Source organism: Cryptosporangium minutisporangium (assembly GCF_039536245.1).
Taxonomy (GTDB): domain Bacteria; phylum Actinomycetota; class Actinomycetes; order Mycobacteriales; family Cryptosporangiaceae; genus Cryptosporangium; species Cryptosporangium minutisporangium.
In genome coordinates this window covers 36,888-56,221 of sequence record NZ_BAAAYN010000066.1, presented here as the reverse complement: position 1 = coordinate 56,221, position 19,334 = coordinate 36,888, and the positions used below count along the sequence as shown (strand labels likewise).

The 19,334-nt window shown below is 70.2% G+C and carries 14 protein-coding genes and 1 tRNA gene; 12 read left to right on the top strand and 3 right to left on the bottom strand.

Going from position 1 to position 19,334, the window contains the following annotated elements; all coding sequences use genetic code 11:
• Positions 1-13 precede the first annotated feature (13 nt).
• Entirely contained in the window at positions 14-871 is an 858-nt protein-coding gene (gene rsmI / locus ABEB28_RS39030; RefSeq protein ID WP_345733340.1) for a 16S rRNA (cytidine(1402)-2'-O)-methyltransferase, read from the top strand.
• A gap of 10 nt (positions 872-881) precedes the next feature.
• Here rsmI and ABEB28_RS39025 read toward each other — a convergent pair whose 3' ends face one another.
• A complete protein-coding gene (locus ABEB28_RS39025) occupies positions 882-2,003 on the bottom strand; it encodes a hypothetical protein (protein WP_345733339.1) in 1,122 nt (373 codons plus the stop codon).
• A 189-nt stretch (positions 2,004-2,192) separates the two neighbouring features.
• On the opposite strand from ABEB28_RS39025, the gene metG reads away from it, so the two are divergent.
• The 8 genes from metG (at position 2,193) to ABEB28_RS38985 (ending at position 14,114) form a co-directional block, all read left to right on the top strand.
• Positions 2,193-3,983, top strand: coding sequence for a methionine--tRNA ligase (gene metG / locus ABEB28_RS39020; RefSeq protein WP_345733338.1), 1,791 nt, complete (start codon positions 2,193-2,195; stop codon positions 3,981-3,983).
• On the top strand, positions 3,980-4,801 hold the full coding sequence (locus ABEB28_RS39015; RefSeq protein WP_345733337.1) for a TatD family hydrolase: 822 nt from the start codon (positions 3,980-3,982) through the stop codon (positions 4,799-4,801). Before metG ends, ABEB28_RS39015 begins: the two co-directional genes overlap by 4 nt.
• Positions 4,802-5,151: 350 nt before the next feature.
• Entirely contained in the window at positions 5,152-6,144 is a 993-nt protein-coding gene (locus ABEB28_RS39010) for a resuscitation-promoting factor (RefSeq protein ID WP_345733336.1), read from the top strand.
• A 94-nt stretch (positions 6,145-6,238) separates the two neighbouring features.
• Positions 6,239-7,165, top strand: coding sequence for a 16S rRNA (adenine(1518)-N(6)/adenine(1519)-N(6))-dimethyltransferase RsmA (rsmA, locus tag ABEB28_RS39005; protein WP_345733335.1), 927 nt, complete (start codon positions 6,239-6,241; stop codon positions 7,163-7,165).
• Between the two features lie 369 nt (positions 7,166-7,534).
• On the top strand, positions 7,535-10,552 hold the full coding sequence (locus ABEB28_RS39000; RefSeq protein ID WP_345733334.1) for an FG-GAP-like repeat-containing protein: 3,018 nt from the start codon (positions 7,535-7,537) through the stop codon (positions 10,550-10,552).
• A 136-nt stretch (positions 10,553-10,688) separates the two neighbouring features.
• Positions 10,689-11,669 (top strand): 4-(cytidine 5'-diphospho)-2-C-methyl-D-erythritol kinase, encoded by a 981-nt coding sequence (locus ABEB28_RS38995; protein ID WP_345733333.1) that lies wholly within the window; start codon positions 10,689-10,691, stop codon positions 11,667-11,669.
• A complete protein-coding gene (locus ABEB28_RS38990) occupies positions 11,669-13,519 on the top strand; it encodes an ABC-F family ATP-binding cassette domain-containing protein (RefSeq protein ID WP_345733332.1) in 1,851 nt (616 codons plus the stop codon). The genes ABEB28_RS38995 and ABEB28_RS38990 overlap by 1 nt, the downstream gene beginning before the upstream one ends.
• A gap of 112 nt (positions 13,520-13,631) precedes the next feature.
• Positions 13,632-14,114, top strand: coding sequence for a hypothetical protein (locus ABEB28_RS38985; protein WP_345733331.1), 483 nt, complete (start codon positions 13,632-13,634; stop codon positions 14,112-14,114).
• Between the two features lie 45 nt (positions 14,115-14,159).
• On the opposite strand, the gene ABEB28_RS38980 is transcribed toward ABEB28_RS38985, so the two are convergent.
• Both ABEB28_RS38980 and ABEB28_RS38975 read right to left on the bottom strand, forming a co-directional pair.
• Positions 14,160-14,759 (bottom strand): TetR family transcriptional regulator, encoded by a 600-nt coding sequence (locus ABEB28_RS38980; protein WP_345733372.1) that lies wholly within the window; start codon positions 14,757-14,759, stop codon positions 14,160-14,162.
• Between the two features lie 224 nt (positions 14,760-14,983).
• A complete protein-coding gene (locus tag ABEB28_RS38975) occupies positions 14,984-15,988 on the bottom strand; it encodes an acyl-CoA desaturase (RefSeq protein WP_376981152.1) in 1,005 nt (334 codons plus the stop codon).
• A gap of 292 nt (positions 15,989-16,280) precedes the next feature.
• On the opposite strand from ABEB28_RS38975, the gene ABEB28_RS38970 reads away from it, so the two are divergent.
• The 3 genes from ABEB28_RS38970 to ABEB28_RS38960 all read left to right on the top strand — a co-directional run bounded on the left by ABEB28_RS38970 (position 16,281) and on the right by ABEB28_RS38960 (position 19,082).
• Positions 16,281-16,352, top strand: a tRNA-Gln gene (locus ABEB28_RS38970).
• 181 nt (positions 16,353-16,533) lie between these two features.
• Complete coding sequence (glmU, locus tag ABEB28_RS38965; RefSeq protein WP_345733330.1) at positions 16,534-18,033, top strand: bifunctional UDP-N-acetylglucosamine diphosphorylase/glucosamine-1-phosphate N-acetyltransferase GlmU; 1,500 nt, start codon at positions 16,534-16,536, stop codon at positions 18,031-18,033.
• 71 nt (positions 18,034-18,104) lie between these two features.
• Positions 18,105-19,082, top strand: coding sequence for a ribose-phosphate diphosphokinase (locus tag ABEB28_RS38960; protein WP_345733329.1), 978 nt, complete (start codon positions 18,105-18,107; stop codon positions 19,080-19,082).
• Positions 19,083-19,334 lie beyond the last annotated feature (252 nt).

Genomic DNA, 19,334 nt, shown 5'->3' with positions numbered 1-19,334 from the left:
GGATACTTGTGCGGTGAGTGCTCAGGGCAGGGTGGTCCTCGCTGGTGTGCCGTTGGGTAACCCGGGTGACGCGACCGATCGGCTGAAGGACGCGCTGGCGACCGCGGACGTGATCGCGGCCGAGGACACTCGGCGGGCGCGGCGGCTCGCGTCCGACCTCGGAGTGACCGTCGGCGGGCAGATCGTCCGCTACGACGACGTCACCGAGCAGCGGCAGACCGACGGCCTGCGGGACCGGGCTGTCGCCGGCGCCACCGTCCTGCTGGTCACGGACGGCGGCATGCCCAGCGTCTCGGATCCCGGGTACCGGCTGGTCGCCGCGGCGATCGCGGCCGACATCCCGGTGAGCGTCCTGCCCGGCCCGTCGGCGGTGACCACCGCGATCACGCTGTCCGGCCTGCCGAGCGCTCGGTTCTGCTTCGAGGGCTTCCCGCCCCGGGAGCCGGGCAAGCGGCGGAGCACGTACGCGGCGCTCGCGAGCGAACCACGCACGATGGTGTTCTTCGAGTCGCCCAAGCGCATCGGGTCCTCACTCGCCGACGCCGTGGCGGCGTTCGGTGCCGACCGGGACGCCGCGGTCTGCCGGGAGTTGACCAAGACGCACGAGGAGGTCCGCCGGGGGACGCTCGGCGAACTCGCCGACTGGGCGAAGGACGGGCTGCTCGGCGAGATCACGGTCGTGATCGCCGGGGCCCCGCCGCCCCGGGCCGAGGACGCACCCGACGCCGCCGAACTCGCCCGCCGGGTGGCGCTCGCCGAGGCCGGCGGCGTGCCGCGCAAGGAGGCGATGCGCGCGGTCGCCACCGCGGTCGGCGTCTCCCGCAGCGTCGTTTACGACGCGGTGCAGGCGGCGAAGCGGAGCGAGAGCTGATTCGGCCGGGTCACAGGAGCGCGGCGACCAGAGTGATCAGCGCGAGGACGGCGGGGCCACCGAGCGACAGCGCCCAGAGGACACCGACCTTGCGGGGGCCCTCGCGGCGCAGCCGCTGCACTCCGGTGGCCGCACCGACGCCGACACCGCACGCCAGCACCCCGAGGAAGCCCAGCATCCACCGCAGGTGCAGACCGGCGGCTGGCCCGGCGTAAGCGACGTTCCCACCCGGCAGCATCCGAGCATCGACGGTGCTGCCGGTCGCCCGGTCGGACGGATCCAGATCGGCGAGCCGGACGATCCGGGTGAACGTTCCGTCGTCAGCGACGAAGCGTCCGGTGCAGCGGTCGCCGAGCGCCTGCTGCCGACAGTGGGTAACGGTCGCGGTGCCCTCGGCTCCCACCCCGTTCGCCAGCCAGAATGGCGCCGCGCTCACCCAGCCGAAGAACGCCGCCAGCAGACCGAGAGCCAGCGCAGGCACGAGTCCGGCCGCGGGGTGGCGCAGACCGGCATGGCTCGGGGTGGCGGGAGGTGCCGGGGGCGTCGTCTCCTGGCTCCCGTGTGCGGCCCCGCGGCGGATCGAGGGCTGGGTGGCCCGCTCGCCGACCGCCCGGCGATGCGCACCGAGCACGCCGCCGACGTTCCCGGGTAGGCCGGACACCCCGGCGATGCTGTGCCGAGCGGGCCAGTGCTGCCCGGCGGCTCCGCCGGTGCGTGTTCCGTCGGCGCGGACGCGGTCCCGGAGCAGCAGCGCGAGCCCGGCGTCCACCCAGCGGTCCGCGCCAGTCCGCGGGGCGGATCGGTAGAGCACCAGCGAGGGCTCCGGGTCGGGCCGCGCCGGTGGTGCCGCCGGGTCGGGCAGGTCCAGGGGGAGCGGCTCCGCGCCCTCCATCTCGTGCGGCGCGGCTCGTCCCTCGTCCACCAGGAGTTCGTCGGTGTCGGAGGGGTCCGCGCGGGACGCGTTCGCAGCCGGCGGGTGAGCGCCGGAGACCGGAGCGTCCCACTCGAACAGGACCGGCTCGTCGGCGGCGGCCGACGAGGGTGAACCGGCGAACGTCGGTACCTCGGTGGACAGAGCCGACGCCGTCTCGGCCGTCCGAATGTCCGTCGTTGTGTCGTTGCTGGTGCCCACGGATCCATTGGAGCGCGCACCTCGCCCGTTATGACGGATAGTTCCGTTTGTCGGCGTGGCGCATGCGCACCCCGCGGCGCGGGAAAACGGTTCCCCACTGACGGCCTAGGCACGCGCCCGGCGCATGGGTGCGCCGAGCGCGCCCGGCGAGGGTGAGCCCATCGACGGACGGGGCCTAGGCTTGTCCCCATGACCCGTCACATCCTCACCGCGGTCGCGTGGCCCTATGCCAACGGTCCGCGGCACATCGGCCACGTCTCCGGATTCGGCGTCCCGTCCGACGTCTTCAGCCGGTACCAGCGCATGGCGGGCAACAAGGTCCTGATGGTCTCCGGGACGGACGAGCATGGGACGCCGATCCTGGTGCAGGCCGAGCAGGAGGGCGTGTCGCCGCGCGAGCTCGCCGACCGCTACAACCGGGTGATCGTGGACGACCTGACCGGACTCGGGCTCTCCTACGACCTGTTCACCCGGACCACGACGCGCAACCACTACGCGGTGGCCCAGGAGCTGTTCAAGACCCTGCACCGCAACGGGTACCTGATCCCCAAAGCAACGAAGGGCGCGATCAGCCCGTCGACCGGCCGGACGCTGCCCGACCGCTTCATCGAGGGCACCTGCCCGATCTGCGGCTACCCGAGCGCCCGCGGCGACCAGTGCGACAACTGCGGCAACCAGCTCGACCCCACCGACCTGATCGACCCGCGCTCGAAGATCAACGGGGAGACGCCGCAGTTCGTCGAGACCGAGCACTTCTTCCTGGACCTGCCGGCGCTGGCCGAGGCGCTCGGGTCCTGGTTGCAGACCCGCACCGACTGGCGGCCGAACGTCCTCAAGTTCTCGCTGAACCTGCTCGACGACATCAAGCCGCGGGCGATGACGCGGGACATCGACTGGGGCGTGCCGGTGCCGCTGCCCGGTTGGGAGAACAACCCCAGCAAGCGGCTCTACGTCTGGTTCGACGCGGTGATCGGGTACCTCTCGGCGTCGGTCGAGTGGGCGCGCCGCTCGGGGGAGCCGGACGCGTGGAAGTCTTGGTGGTGCAACCCCGAGGCGTCCTCGTTCTACTTCATGGGCAAGGACAACATCACGTTCCACTCCCAGATCTGGCCGGCGGAGCTGCTCGGTTACGACGGTCGTGGGTCGCGCGGTGGTTCGCCGGGCGAGTTCGGGACGCTGGAGCTGCCGACCGAGGTGGTCTCCAGCGAGTTCCTCACGATGGAGGGCAAGAAGTTCTCCTCGTCCCGGCGGGTGGTCATCTACGTCAACGACTTCCTGTCCCGGTACGACGCCGACGCGCTGCGGTACTTCATCGCGGCGGCCGGTCCGGAGAACCAGGACACGGACTTCACCTGGACGGAGTTCCGGCGCCGCAACAACGACGAGCTGGTCGCCGGCTGGGGCAACCTGGTCAACCGGTCGATCTCGCTGGCGGCCAAGAACGTCGGTGCGGTGCCCACCCCCGGGACGCTCACCGAGGCCGACGCTGCGCTGCTCGACTCGTCGAAGGCTGCGTTCGCGTCGGTGGGAGCGCTGCTCGAGCGGTCCCGGTTCAAGGCGGCGATCGGCGAGGCGATGCGGGTGGTCGGCGACGCGAACAAGTACCTCTCCGACCAGGCGCCGTGGACGTTGAAGGATCCTTCTACCCACGAGCGTCGGGACACGGTCCTGTACACCGCACTCCAGGTCGTCGACGACTGCAAGGCCCTGCTGACGCCGTTCCTGCCGCACTCCGCCCAGAAGGTGCACGAGCTGCTCGGTGAGACCGGCGTCTGGTCGGGTTCGCCTGAGGTCCGCGAGGTTTCCGAGGAGGGCGGACCGGACTACCCGGTGATCAGTGGCGACTACGCGGCCGCGTCCGCCCGCTGGGTGTCCCGGCCGATCGAGGTCGGGCGTCCGCTCGCGCCCCCGAAGCCGGTGTTCAAGAAGCTCGACGAGTCGATCGTGGAGGAAGAGTTGGCGCGGCTGGGGGATTCGTGAGCGGTCGTTCGGGGGAAGCGCCTCCCGATCCCGAGCCGCTCGCGGTTCCGGTGCTCGACAGCCACACCCACCTCGACGTCCAGGGTGGTGACCCCGCCGCGGCCCTCGCCAGGGCCGCGGCGGTGGGCGTCACCCGGGTCGTCCAGGTGGGGTGCGACGTACCGTCCTCGACCTGGGCCGCCGACCTCGCGGCCGCGCATCCGGGGGTGGCCGCCACGGTGGCGATCCACCCCAACGACGTGCCCGCGTTGGAGGACCTCGACGGCGCTCTCGCGGAGATCGAGAAGCTGGCGTCGCGGCCCGAGGTTCGTGGCATCGGGGAGACCGGCCTGGACTTCTACCGGACCGGTCCGGAGGGGATAGCGGCGCAGGAGGAGTCGTTCCGGGCACACATCGCGATCGCGAAGCGGTCCGGCAAGGCGCTGGTGATCCACGACCGGGACGCCCACGAGGACGTTTTCCGAGTGCTCTCCTCGGAAGGAGCGCCGGAGAAGGTCGTTTTCCACTGCTACTCGGGCGACGAGGCGATGGCCCGCCGCTGTGCCGACGCCGGGTACGTGATGAGCTTCGCCGGCACGTTGACGTTCAAGAACGCGCAGAACCTGCGGGACGCCGCTGCGGTGGCGCCACGGGACCTCCTGCTGGTGGAGACCGACGGTCCGTTCCTGACGCCGATGCCGTATCGCGGACGTCCTAACGCTCCGTACTTGATTCCACTGATCGTGCGGGCGTTGGCCGAGGTCCGTGGCGACGACATCGACGAGTTGTCCGCCGCGCTCTGGGCCACCGGGGAACGCGTCTTCGGGCCCTGGGGATAGCGGTCCGGCGCGGCTCGGCGGGCGTGAGGAAGTCCACGAAACCGGCGTCGGAGCGCGCTACAAATCGGATGCTGTGGGGCCTGGATGTCCCGAACGTGCCGAGATGGTCGGGTGGCAGCGTGGCGAACGGGCACGTACGGTGGCCCGTCGGGTCGCCAGGGAGCATCTAGCGACCCACGCAGCCGGGATGGACAGCACGACGAATCACCGTCCTGCCCGGGTCCGTTGAGGTCTGGAGTCGGGTGTTTCAACGCTCGCCGCGCACGTCCAAAGTCGCTACCGGAATCAAGATCGCCTCTGTCGCGGCGTTACTCGCGGGAGGAGGTGCCTGGGTAGCCACTGATCGTGCGGTGACCCTCCGTGTCGACGGAGAACAGCGAACGGTCCACACCCACGCGGACGACGTCCGGGGTGTGCTGGCTTCCGCAGGGGTCGAACTCAGTGACCGCGACGAAGTGATCCCCGCCGTTGATGCCGAGGTCCGTCGCGGGGACACGATCGAGGTCGACCGGGCCCGGAAATTGAAGGTCACGGTCGACGGCACGACGCAGGAAGTCTGGGTCACCGCGCCGACCGTCGAGGAGGCGCTCGACGAGCTCAGCATGGGCCGCCGTGACATCAAGCTCTCCGCGTCCCGCCGCTCGCGCCTGCCGCTCGACGGCGCGGCGCTCAGCGTCCGCACGCAGAAGCAGGTGAGTCTGAAGGCGGACGGCCGGACGACCACCCCCACCACCTACGCGGCGACCGTGGAGGAGCTGCTCGTCGAGCAGGGCCTCTCGCTCGACGTGGACGACCGGGCGATCCCGGCGGTCGCCACCATCCTGGCCACCGGCCAGAAGGTCACGGTGCAGCGGATCACGACGAAGACCGCGACCAAGACCGTGACGATCGCGGCGCCGGTAACGACGCGTAAGGACGCGAGCATGTTCTCCGGCGAGAAGCGCGTGGTGACTCAGGGACGCTCCGGGAAGGAGCGCCGCGTCGTCCGGTCCGTCTACACGGACGGCAAGCTCACGACGCAGCAGGTGGTCTCCAAGACCGTGCTGACCGCCGCCAAGCCGACCGTGGTCGCGAAGGGCACCAAGGCGTACCCCAGCGGCGGTAACGGGCTGAACTGGGCGGCGCTGGCGCAGTGCGAGTCCGGCGGTCGTGCTTCCGTGGTCTCCGCGGGTGGCACCTACCACGGGCTCTATCAGTTCAGCGTCTCGACGTGGCAGCGCGTGGGCGGCACCGGTCTGCCCAGCCAGGCGAGCCCTGCGGAGCAGACCTACCGCGCGATCAAGCTGTACAACGCGGCCGGCGCCGGGCAGTGGCCGGTCTGCGGCTCGCGCCTCTTCAGCTGAGCCCCGCGTCCTCCGATCCGGCAGGCGCTGTGCGTTTTGGCAGGCCATAGGTCGCCGAAACGCACAGCGCCTGCCGGTAGGTAGGGTTCCTCGGGTGTCCAGCGATGACGGGTTGCTCGGGCCGGCGGAGGTTCGTGCGCTGGCCTCGCGGCTCGGTGTGCGTCCGACCAAGACGCTCGGCCAGAACTTCCTGCACGATCCGAACACGATCCGGCGCATCGTCCGCACCGCCGGAGTCGGCCCGGACGACGTGGTGCTGGAGGTCGGCCCAGGACTCGGGTCGTTGACGCTCGGCCTGCTGGGAGCCGCCGCCGGGGTGGTGGCGGTGGAGATCGATCCGGTGCTGGCCGGCGCGCTACCGGGCACCGTCGCCGAGCGGCTGGCGTCGCGGGCAGCGCACCTGGAAGTACTGACCGCCGATGCGATGACGGTGTCGTGCGAGGAGCTGGCCGACGCCGCTCGGCGTGTCGTCGGCAGCCGTCCGGCGACGGTTCCGGCCGGGTCGGCGGCCGAGGGGGCGCGTGGCGTCGACGGGCCCACCGCGCTCGTGGCCAACCTGCCCTACAACGTGGCCGTGCCGGTCGTCCTGCACCTCCTGGAGACCGTGCCGACGCTGCGCACCGGGCTGGTGATGGTGCAGGCCGAGGTCGCCGACCGGCTGGCTGCCCCGCCCGGCTCGCGGACCTACGGTGTCCCGAGCGCGAAGGCAGCGTGGTACTGCGCGGTAACCAAGGCCGGCGCCGTGCCGCGGGCCGTGTTCTGGCCCGTTCCCAATGTGGATTCCGGGCTGGTCCGGCTGGAACGGCGCGATCCGCCGGTCGGTGCGTCGCGCAAGGACACGTTCGCTGTGGTCGACGCGGCGTTCGCGCAGCGGCGCAAGACACTGCGGGCGGCGCTGGCCGGTTGGGCCGGGGGAGCGGTGCGCGCGGAGGCGGCTTTGCGGGCCGCCGGGGTGGATCCGACCGCGCGCGGCGAGACGATCGACGTCGCGACCTTTACCCGGATCGCCGCCGCGCGCTGAGTCGCGTCGCCGCCGGGCGCTGCACACTTTTCTCCCCTCCAGCAGACGCAATCGTGCAACGCCTCTCAGGGGTCGCACTGTGGACGTCGTGTAAACGGCGTTGATCTGGATTAACGACGCTCTCCAAGGCGCGCAGAGGTCATTCGCGTCGGCTCGCGGCTCTCCGGTAGACGGATATGCGTGGCGTGAGAATCCTATAAGTCACTTATGTCCGGATAGTGCTAGCGTGCGACGAGAACTCCCGATCATCGTCGGGAGGGGGGTTACACGACCTTGGGGGGAAACAGCATGGGGGTACACGCACGTCGTGCGTCCCGATGGCGAGCACCCGCGGTCGCGGCCGCTGCCACAGTTGGCACCGTTGCTGCGATGCTTGCCAGTCCACCCGCAGGAGCTGTCGACTACATCGCCGATCCGACATACGGGGGCGCGGACCGGACGGCACTCGGCGGTTACACCGACGTCCTCGGCATCGATGCGGTCGCATTCGAAGCGGGAGGTCTCGCCGGTGACGAGCGTTACGTCCTAGGGCAGCGGCAGGGTGGGGTCGACCCACGACCGGTCACGCTGACCCGGTTCACCGCGGCTGGCGACCGAGACACCGCCTGGGGCACCAACGGCGCGGTGACGGTCGCCAACCTGCCGGCCAATACGACCGTGTCGCACCTGGTCTACGACTCGAACGGCGGCGGTCGGCTTTACGTCGTCGGCCGCAGTGGCACGAACGTCATCATCGCCGCGCTGGACGCTGCGGGAGCCGCGGTGGGCGGCTTCGGCACCCTCGGCGTCGCCACCCGCGCGTCGGGCCTCGGAGCCAGCTACGAAGCCGGCTTCACCGTGGTCGACGTCGAGATGAGCGGCACCAGCCTGGTGATCGCCACTCAGGCGGTCAGCACCGCCGGCGATCGGGATGCCCGGATCATGCGGGTGACCTCGGCCGGTGCGTTCGACACCTTCGGCACGGGTGGTATCGCCACCCTGCCGACCGGGCTCGGCACCGGCGCCCTGTCGATCGGTGGCATCGCGGTCCTGGCCACCTCCAACAACATCGTCGGAACGGCGCAGATCGCCGGTTCGGCGGGCGCGGACAGCCAGTCGGTCGTGTTCGCCGTGGCGGGCACCACTGGCGGCCCCGAGACCGCCGGCACGCCACTCACCACGTTCGGTGGCACCGGCGGGAACCCGGTCGGTCAGTCCACCGCGTTGGAGACCGCCTTCGAGACCGGCGGTCGCTCCTGGACGAACGAGGCGCTCGGCGACGCGATCGAAGCCGCAGACTCTGCCGGCAAGGTCGTGATCTCCGGCCGGGCCGGTACGAGCCTCTTCCTCGCCCGGGTCAACGCCAATGGCACGATCGACGAGAACTGGGGTGGCGGCGGCATCTCGCCGACCACGTTGCAGAGCAACTGCTCGTCGGGCCAGCCGGAACTCGCGTCGAACAGCTCGCGGTACTGGCTGACGAACGACTGCGGCGGCAGCGGCGAAATTTTCCGGTTCTACCTGGGCGGCTCTCCGGACACCACGTTCGGCGCGGGCGGCACGGTTCGTCTCCGCGGGATCGACTTCGGTTATGCCGGAAGCGTGAGCGCCGAGCCGATCACGTTCACGGCGGGCGGCGCAGTCGTCGGTGCGGGCACCACCCGGACCGTCGTCGGGGAGACCCGGTACGACGTCGCCAGCTGGCGCCTCGCGCAGGTCGTGCCGCCGGTAGCCCCGGTGTTCAACCCGCTCACGGTGCTAGTGGGTGGCGGTGGCACCGTCGCAGTCGGCAACTCGCAGACGTTCGACGCTGACTTCACCGGCACCGCGCCGGTGACCATCCGGTGGGAAAGCCGGGCGCCGGGCGCCTCGGACTGGGCAACGGTCGCCACCGGACCCGGAACGCTGAACCAGGTGCTCACCACCAGCACCGATTCGACGCTCACGGTGCTCAACGTCAGCGCTGCCCAGCACGGGACGCAGTACCGTGCCGTGGGTACGAACGTCGCCGGGACGGCGATGACGTCGCCGGCCACGTTGGCGATCACGAACTTCCCGACGATCACCACGCAGCCGCTGAGCGAGCGGGTCTTCACCGGGGCGGACAACACCACGTTCACCGTGGCCTTCACGGGTACGCCGAACCCGACCGTGCAGTGGCAGACCCGCGCTTCGGCGAACGGCAGCTGGGCGAACGTGTCGGGGTCGAACCTCACGGTGGTGACCGGCGCGTCGTCGTCGACGCTCACCGTGGTCGACGCGCCGCAGGCGCTGAACAACACCCAGTTCCGGGCCATTCTCACCAACACGCTGGGAACGGTCACGACCAACGCGGTGACGCTCGAGGTCACCGGCGGCCCGGTGATCAACACCCAGCCGCAGGACCAGACCGCTGACGAGGGCGACGACGTCACGTTCAGCGTGTCGGCGACCGCTCCGGTCAGCCCGCCGCTGAGCTACCAGTGGCAGCGCAGCACCACGGGTGCGGAGAACTCGTTCAGCAACATCCCGGGTGCGACCAGTGCGTCGTACACCCGGTCGAACGTGACCGGCGCTGACGACAACACCTTCTACCAGGTGCGGATCACCGACGCGGCCGGCAACTTCGAGTACTCGCGGATCGCGACGCTGACGGTCGACGAGGGCGAAGAGCCGGAGCCGACCGACGTCGCGTGGGGTGACTACGACGCCAGCGGGCGGACGGACATCGCGACCTACCGCAACGGCGTCTTCGCCTGGCAGGGCGGCTCGGACAACTTCGGTCAGACGGGCGACCGGTTCGTCGTCGGCAACTTCGACGAGGACCCGGAGTTCGACAAGACCGTCGTCCGGGGCAACACCTGGATGATCGAGGACGGGCCGTCGGTCGCGTTCGGTCGCTCCACGGACATCCCGGTGTCGGGTGACTTCACCGGCGATGGCCAGGCCGACATCGCGGTCTTCCGCCCGTCGAACGGCACCTGGTACTACCAGGGCGGACCGGCTGCCGGTGTGCAGCACGGCACCGTGGGTGACGTTCCGGCCGCCGCCGACTACAACGGTGACGGCACGGACGAGATCGCCGTGTTCCGTCCGTCCAACGGCACCTGGTACGTGCGGGGCGCAGCCAGCGTCAAGTACGGCCAGCGTGGCGACATCCCGGTCCGGGGTGACTGGAACGGCGACGGCGATGCCGACCGCATGGTGTTCCGTCCGTCGAACGGCACCTGGTACCTGCACGGGGGCGCGAACGTCCAGTACGGCGCTTCCGGCGACATCCCGCTCGCCGGTGACTTCGACGGTGACGGCGCGTCCGACTACGCCGTGTACCGGCCGAGCAAGGGAACCTGGCACTTCCGCGGCAAGCCGACCGTGACGTTCAACGCGAACGGCGCGATGCCGGTCACGGGTGAGTCCGCGACCAGCTAAGGCGACCCGCTAGTCCGTAACAAACAGTAACGGGGCCCACCCAGCCGGGGTGGGCCCCGTTCTGTGTCCACAGGCGGGGCCGCCAGGGACCGGCGGTACTCCAGGGACCGGTAGCCTGAGCACGCACGCCCGTTCGATGGAGGAGTATCCGCTGACCGTTCAGTCCCGTTCCGTGGTTCGCGTTCGGGTCCCGGCCAAGATCAATCTGCATCTGGGTGTCGGGCCATTGCGCGACGACAACTTCCACGATCTGGCGACCGTCTTCCACGCGGTGTCACTCTCCGACGAGCTCACGCTGGAGCCGGGTCCGCCAGGCGTCCGACTGATCCTCGACGAGCCCGCTGTCGACCTGTCGGCCGAGGGTGCCCCGACCGACGGCATCCGCACCGACGGCGTCCCCACCGACGCGCGCAACCTCGCCGTGCGGGCGCTCTACGCGCTGGCCGACGCGGCGAAGGTCGAGCCCGCGGTCACCATCCGCCTGCGCAAGGGCATCCCGGTGGCGGGTGGCATGGCCGGTGGCTCCGCCGACGCTGCGGCCGCGCTGGTGGCCGGCGACGCACTGTGGAACCTCGCCACACCGGCCGAGCGGCTGCACACGATCGCCGCCGACCTGGGCTCGGACGTTCCGTTCGCGCTGCACGGTGGTGACGCGCTGGGCACCGGTCGCGGCGAGCGGCTCACTCCGCTGACCCACCCGTACCGACGGCACTGGGTGCTCGCGGTCGCCGGGAAAGGCCTGTCCACGCCCGCCGTGTACGCCGAGACCGACCGGCTGCGCGGCACCGACGCCGACGCGTCCGACCCGGCGGCGGTGATCAAGGCGCTCGACGACCCGGATCCCGCCGCGCTCGCCGACGCGCTCTGCAACGACCTGCAGGCCGCGACGCTCTCGCTCCGTCCCGAGCTCGCGGACGTACTGACCGCAGGCACCGCCGCCGGTGCCCTCGCCGGCATCGTCTCCGGGTCCGGCCCCACCTGCGCATTCCTCGCCGTCGACGCCGACCACTCGGCCCAGATCGCCGACCGGCTGCGCGCCGCAGCGGTGCCGGGTGTCAGTGCGGTTCTGGTCGCGCACGGCTCGGTCGACGGCGCGCGCCTGACGGTGGAGGACTGATGGCCACCGTCAATCAGGTCAACCTGGAGAACGTCAGCGTCAGCCACGGCACCCGGACGCTGCTCGACCAGGTGTCGCTGGGGTTGGGGGAGGCCGAGCGGATCGGCGTCGTCGGCCTCAACGGCGCGGGGAAGTCGACGCTGCTGCGCGTCCTCACGAAGGCGGAGGAGCCGAACTCCGGACGGGTCACCCACCGCGGCGGTCTCCGCCTGGGTCACCTGACGCAGTCGGTGATCTTCCCCGACAAGGCGCTGGTGCACGATGTCGTGATCGGCTCGGCCTGGCTGCCCGACGCCTTCGGCGCCGAGCACGAATGGGCGGGCGACGCGCGGATCCGGACCGTCCTGGACGGCCTCGGCCTGCACACGATCGGTCTGGACGCCCCGGTGCGGTCGTTGTCGGGTGGTGAACGCCGCCGGGTCGCGCTGGCAGCGCTGCTGGTCCGCGACACCGACCTGCTGGTCCTCGACGAGCCGACCAACCACCTCGACGTCGAGGGCGTGGCCTGGCTCGCCGACTACCTGGTCGGACGGCGCGGAGGGCTGCTGGTCGTCACCCACGACCGGTGGTTCCTGGACGCGGTCTGCACCCGCACCTGGGAGGTCACCGACGGCCGGGTCGAGCAGTACGAGGGTGGGTACGCCGCGTGGGTGCTGGCCAGAGCCGAGCGCACCAGGCAGGCACAGGCCACCGAAGAGCGTCGGCAGAACCTCATGCGCAAGGAGCTCGCCTGGCTGCGGCGTGGCGCGCCGGCCCGGACGAGCAAACCGAAGTTCCGGATCGAGGCTGCCAACGCGCTGATCGCCGACGTCCCCGATCCGCGCGACACCGTCCAGCTCAAGCGGCTGGCCGGCACCCGGATCGGCAAACAGGTGTACGACGTCGAGGACGCCACACTGCGGTTCGGCGAACGGACGATCCTCGACCGGGTGACCTGGCGGATCGGTCCCGGCGACCGGTTCGCGCTGGTCGGCGTCAACGGCGCGGGCAAAACGACGCTGCTCCGCCTGCTGGCCGGCGCCGGTCAGCCCGACTCGGGCGAGGTGAAGGTCGGCAAGACGGTGAAGGCGGCCTACCTGTCCCAGGAGGTCGCCGAGCTGTCACCGACGCTCCGGGTGCTGGAGGCGGTCGAGGAGGTGGCGCGGCGCCTGACCGTGGGCGACCGCGATCTCACGGCCTCCCAGCTGGCGGAGATGTTCGGGTTCTCGTCCGCGCGGCAGTGGACACCGGTCGGCGACCTCTCCGGAGGTGAACGTCGGCGCCTGCAGCTGCTGCGCCTGCTGATGGCGGGGCCGAACGTCCTCCTGCTCGACGAGCCGACCAACGACCTCGACATCGATACCCTCCAGGCCCTGGAGGACCTGCTCGACTCCTGGCCGGGCACGCTGATCGTGGTCAGCCACGACCGCTACCTGGTCGAACGCGTCACCGACCAGGTCTGGGCGCTGCTCGGCGACGGCGCGCTGCGGATGATGTCCGGCGGCATCGAGGAGTACCTCGAACGCCGGGCCGTTTTCACCTCCGGCGGAGGGCGCCGCGTCGGCACGGGTGCGACCGGCACGCCCGGCGGAGGCGCTGCGGAGCCAGGTGCGGCGAGCGTGGACCCGGGGACGTCGTCGGACGAGCCGGGGCTGTCCGCAGCCGACCAGCGGGCGGCGAAGAAGGAGCTCAGCCGACTCGAACGGCAGATCGCCAAGCTGGAGGAGCGGGAGAAGAAGTTGCACGGCAAGCTGGCCGAGCACGCCACCGACTTCGCGAAGGTCGCCGAGTTGGACGCCGAGCTCCGCGGTCTGCAAGCCGAGCGAGAGGCCGCTGAGGAATCATGGTTGCAGCTCTCCGAACACGTGTGATCCGCCGCACTGATTCCACCGATTGTCGACACCTGGTCGGCAGTTAGCCGATGAGTTCGGGCAGAATCTGGCCGACGACCGCGTCCGGCCGCAGAACAGGGAGGCCCCCCACATGTCCCACCTACCGGTCGACCATCCGCTTCGTGGCCTGTACCGGGGCCTGACGATCGTCACCGGCGCGGCGTCCGTCGCCTACGGCGCCACCGCACTGGCCCAGACGTCTGGCGGCTCGTTCACCGACGGCGAGGGTGAGAAGGTCTGGGGTCTGATGACCGCCAACCCGGCGGCCGGTGTGTTCTGGATCGTCGTCGGCGGCATTGCGCTGCTGGCGGCGCTGGCCGGGCGCAACATCGACGCCAAGGTCAACTCGGTGCTCGGGCCGTTCCTCTGGGTGGTCGGCACGATCGGCCTGATCTTCATCCGGAACGGCGACAACTTCCTCGCGTTCACGGTGACCAGCGTCTGCGTGATGTACACGATCGGCACGCTGTGGTTCACCGCGGCGCTCTACGCCGGCGTCTCCACCTCGTCGGCGGTTCGCCGCCCGTCGTCCGCGGACTCGTCGTCGAAGGAGCCGGTCGGCGCCGCGCACTGACCACCGCTCGCCTCGAGGCCGGCCCTTCGGGGCCGGCCTTCTGCGTCAGCTCTCCTTGCCGCGGATGCGCGGCTTGGCCTCCAGGTTGGACAGCCCGTTCCAGGCGAGGTTCACCAGGTGGGCGGCGACGTCCTCCTTGTTCGGCTTCCGCGCATCGAGCCACCACTGCCCGGTCAGCGCCACCATGCCGACGAGGGCTTGGGAGTAGAGGCCCGCGAGCTTGCTCTCGTAGCCGCGGCTCTTGAACTCAGCGGCCAGGATGTACTCGGCCTGGCTGGCGATGTCGCTGATCAGGCTGGAGAACGTGCCGGCCGAGGTAGCGACGGGCGAATCGCGGATCAGGATGCGGAAGCCGTCCGTCTCGTCCTCGATGTAGGTGAGCAGGGCCAAGGCGGCCTGCTCCAGCAGGATCCGCGGGTGCCCACCGGTCAGCGCGTTGGTGATGCTGTCGAGCAGGTGCCGCATCTCGCGGTCGACGACGACCGCGTACAGCCCTTCCTTGCCGCCGAAATGCTCGTAGACCACCGGCTTGCTGACGCTGGCGCGAGTCGCGATTTCCTCGATCGACGTGGCCTCGAAACCGCGGTCGGCGAAGAGCTTGCGGGCGATCGTCAGTAGCTGTTCGCGTCGTTCCTTGCCGGTCATCCGGACCCGGGCGCCGCGCCTGCGTTCGTGGTCGTCGCTCACTCGAACATCCTGTCAGCCGCGCGAAGCGAGTCGAACGGACGGTTGCCCGCCGTTGGTGAGTGACAGTAACGGCATATGGACGCTTCGCCGCGCTGCGTAGCGTCCATATGCCGCACTGACTGGCGGAAGCACCCGACGGCCGCCGCGAGCGAACTCGCGGCGGCCGTCGGGGGAGTGCGGTGTTACGCGGCGACCTTCTCGACGCGCCGGGCCTCGAACCGCTCGCGCTTCGGCCAGCGGACGTCCCACGCCCAGCCCGCCTTCTCGAACAGCCAGATCAGCCGGGCCGACAAGTCGATCTGCCCCTTGTCGACACCGTGCCGCGCGCAGGTCGGGTCGGCGTGGTGGGAGTTGTGCCACGACTCGCCGAAGCTCAGGATCGCCAGCGGCCAGTAGTTGTGCGCCTTGTCGTTCGACCGGTACGGCTGCTCGCCCACCACGTGGCAGACCGAGTTCACGGCCCAGGTGACGTGGTGCACCAGCGCGATCCGGACCAGCGAAGCCCAGAAGTACGCGGTCACCGCGCCCCACCAGGACCAGGTCACCAGACCACCGATCAGGGCCGGGCCGAACAGCGAGAACAGCATGATCGGCACGAAGTTCTTCTGGATCCGGCGGATGTCCGGGTCGCGGATCAGGTCCGGGGCGAAGCGACGCGCGTTGGAGTTGTCGCGCTCGAACAGCCACCCGACGTGCGCCCAGACCAGGCCCTTGATCAGGCCCTTGGTCGACTCGCCGAAACGCCACGGCGAGTGCGGGTCACCCTCCTGGTCGCTGTACTGGTGGTGCCGACGGTGGTCGGCGACCCAGCGGATCGGTGCACCCTCGACCGACATGGTGCCGGCGATCGTCAGTGCGATCCGGAGCCAGCGCTTGGCCTTGAACGCGCCGTGCGTGAGGTAGCGGTGGAAGCCGACCGTCACGCCGAACCCGGTGATGACGTAGAAGACCGCGAAGATGGCGACGTCGACCCAGGTGAGGCCCCAGCCCCAGGCCCACGGCACCGCCGCGATGAGCGCCACGAACGGCACCACCACGAAGAACCACAGGAACGCGATCTCGATGTTGCCCTTACGCCCGAAAATGAGCGGACGCTGACCGGAACGCTTCGCCCCGGCGGCGGCCTCGGTCCCCTCCGGAGCCGGAGATGAGGCCACCTCGGTGGCCGCTGCGGTCGTCGGAGTCAATGGCCTTTCCCCTCAGTCAGGAAGTACAGCAGCATCAAACTTGCGGTGCGTACGTCGTCCGCTCGGCAGTGAGCAACCGACGCTTACGGAAGCGTAACCTACGCCCCCGTAAGTTTGGCAAGTGTCCAGTCGAACTTGCCAATCTCGCACGACTGATTCGGTTCCTCGCCCAACGGCTGGTGTCACCTCAGCCTTGCGGACGGGTCGCCCCGCCCCGCGGACGGCCCTGGCGACCCGCGCGGTGGGATACCGCCAGCCCTCCGGCGCGTGCTGTGGAAGAATCGAGATGCCTTCGGCCGTGGTGTAATAGGCAGCACAGCGTCTTTTGGTGTCGCTTGTCCGGGTTCGAATCCTGGCGGCCGAGCCCTTTTCTAGCGGTATGCGCCCCATTCGGAGGGCGCCGCCGGTCATCCGCTCCCCACGCCCGCTGGCTAGCATGCGGCTGAGCGCGTGCGCGCCGGGTAACGGATGAACGCGCGGACCCTGGTCCTCGTGACCGCAGCAGTACCTACTTCTCACAGCCGCCGAATACCCAGGAGACCGTTGTGACGAGCCCGGCCCGCCCGGCTGCCGTCGTGGTCCTCGCCGCAGGCGAAGGCACCCGGATGAAGTCCGACACCCCCAAGGTCCTCCACGAGCTGTGCGGACGCAGCCTGGTAGGCCATGTGCTCGCGGCCGCCGGCCGGCTCGAGCCCGCGCACCTGGCGGTCGTCGTCGGCTTCCAGCGCGAACGTGTCGCCGCCCACGTGACCGGCCTGAACGACCGCATCGTGCCGGCCGTGCAGGACCAGCAGCTCGGCACCGGCCACGCGGTCCGGTGCGCGCTCGCTGAACTCCCCGACCTCGACGGGCCGGTCGTCGTCCTCAACGGCGACACCCCGCTGCTCACCGCGGAGACGCTGCAGGCACTGGTCACCACTCACGTCGAAGCAGGCAATGCGGCCACCGTGCTCACGGCCTCCGTGCCCGACCCCACCGGGCTGGGCCGCATCGTCCGGGACGCCGAGGGTCGCGTGCGGCGCATCGTCGAACACCGCGACGCCACCCCGGAAGAGCGCACGATCGCCGAGATCAACTCCGGCATGTTCGCGTTCGACGCCAAGCACCTGCGGGCCATGCTCGACCGGCTGACCACCGACAACGACCAGGGCCAGGAGTACCTGACCGACGTGCTGGGCCTGCTCGTCGAGGAGGGGCACCCGGTCGCCGCGATGGTCGCGCCCGACTACCGGGAGACCCTCGGCTGCAACGACCGGGTAGAGCTCGCCGGCCTCCGGGCGCTGCTGCGCGACCGGCTGGTGACCGCCGCGATGCGCGCGGGCGCCACCGTGATCGACCCCGCCAGCGTCTGGTTCGACGTCGACGTCGTCCTCGGGCGGGACGTCGTCGTGCACCCGAACGTCCAGCTCCGCGGAGCGACGGTGATCGAGGACCGGGCCGAGGTCGGGCCGGACACCACGCTGGTCGACACGCGAGTGGGCGAGGGTGCGACCGTCGTGCGTGCCCACGCGTTGCAGGCACAGATCGGGCCGGAAGCCTCGGTGGGGCCCTACGCGTACCTGCGCCCGGGGTCGGTGCTGGCCCGCAAGGCGAAGGTCGGCACCTACGTCGAGACGAAGAACGCACAGATCGGCGAAGGTTCGAAGGTGCCCCATCTCACCTATGTGGGTGACGCCACGATCGGCGAGCACTCGAACATCGGCGCGGCGAGTGTCTTCGTCAACTACGACGGTGTGAAAAAACACCACACCACGATCGGTGACCACTGCCGGACCGGAAGCGACAACATGTTTGTCGCTCCGGTGTCAGTCGGTGACGGTGCGTATACAGCGGCCGGCTCGGTCATCACCGAGGACGTTCCGCCGGGGGCGATGGCGGTGGCCCGCGCTCGTCAGCGCAACATCGAGGGGTGGGTCGAGCGACGTCGGCCCGGTACAGCCGCCGCCGACGCGGCGGCGGCTGCTCGGCGCGTCGCAGGTGGGGAGGGTACCGTCGAGGGGTCGATTCCTCCTGCCACAACCGACATCCCCGGCTCTGGGCAGTGACACTCAGTTCCCCCCATGCCGAACCGGTCGGACCTCTGCCGCCCGGCTGCACTGAAAGCGACGCAGAACCGATGGCTATTCACGCCAAGAGCCGGAAGAGCTTGGTGCTCCTGAGTGGTCGGGCGGCCCCCGAGCTGGCCGCGGAGATCGCGGTTGACTTGGAGACCGTGGTGACGCCTACTCGGGCGCTCGAGTTCGCCTCCGGCGAGCTGTTCGTGCGGTTCCAGGAATCGGTCCGCGGGTCGGACGCCTTCATCATCCAGAGCATGTGCGCGCCGGTGAACCAGCACCTGATGGAGCTTCTGCTCATGCTGGACGCCGCGAAGCGCGGTTCGGCGAAGCGAGTCACCGTCGTCGTGCCGTTCTACCCGTACTCGCGGCAGGACAAGAAGCACCAGGGGCGCGAGCCGATCTCCGCCCGCCTGGTCGCCGACCTGCTCAAGACCGCGGGCGCCGACCGGATCCTCACGGTTGACCTGCACACCGCCCAGATCCAGGGCTTCTTCGACGGACCGGTCGACCACCTGTTCGCGCTGTCGCTCCTGGCGAACTACGTCAAGGACCGGTACGCGGGCCGCGAGTTGACCGTCGTCGCCCCGGACTCGGGACGGGTCCGGGTCGCCGAGCGGTGGACGGACATCCTCGGCGGCACGCCGCTGGCGTTCATCCACAAGACCCGTGATCCGCTGGTGCCGAACCAGGTCGTCATGAACCGGGTCGTCGGTGAGGTCCGGGGACGCACCTGCATTCTCGTCGACGACATGATCGACACCGGCGGCACGATCGCGAAGGCCGCCGACGCGCTGAAGGCGGAGGGCGCGGCGGACGTCGTCGTCGCGGCCACGCACGGCGTGCTCTCCGACCCGGCCACCGAGCGGCTGAAGAACGGACCGATCAGCGAGGTGATCCTCACCAACACGCTGCCGATCCCGCCGGAGAAGGAGCTCGACAAGCTGACCGTGCTGTCGATCGCCCCGTTGATCGCCCGCGCGATCCGCGAGGTTTTCGACGACGGCTCCGTAACCTCCCTCTTCGGCGGCGCCTCTTAGTGGGCGGCCCGACCAGGGGCGAGCCTGACAGGCGAGCGCGAGGCCTTGAGACCAGAGCAAAGGTCGAGGCGGCCTCGCGCTCGACTGCCAGCCTCGTCCTGGGCGGGCTCCAGGTTCGAGCAACTGCGCGCGCCTGGCGGCGCTTCAACGACCACTGCGTCAGGTCGACGTTTAGCGACGCGCTTGGCGGCGCTTCAACGGCAACTGCGTCCTGGGCGACGTTGTGCCGCGCAGCGTCCAGCGCATTTGCGG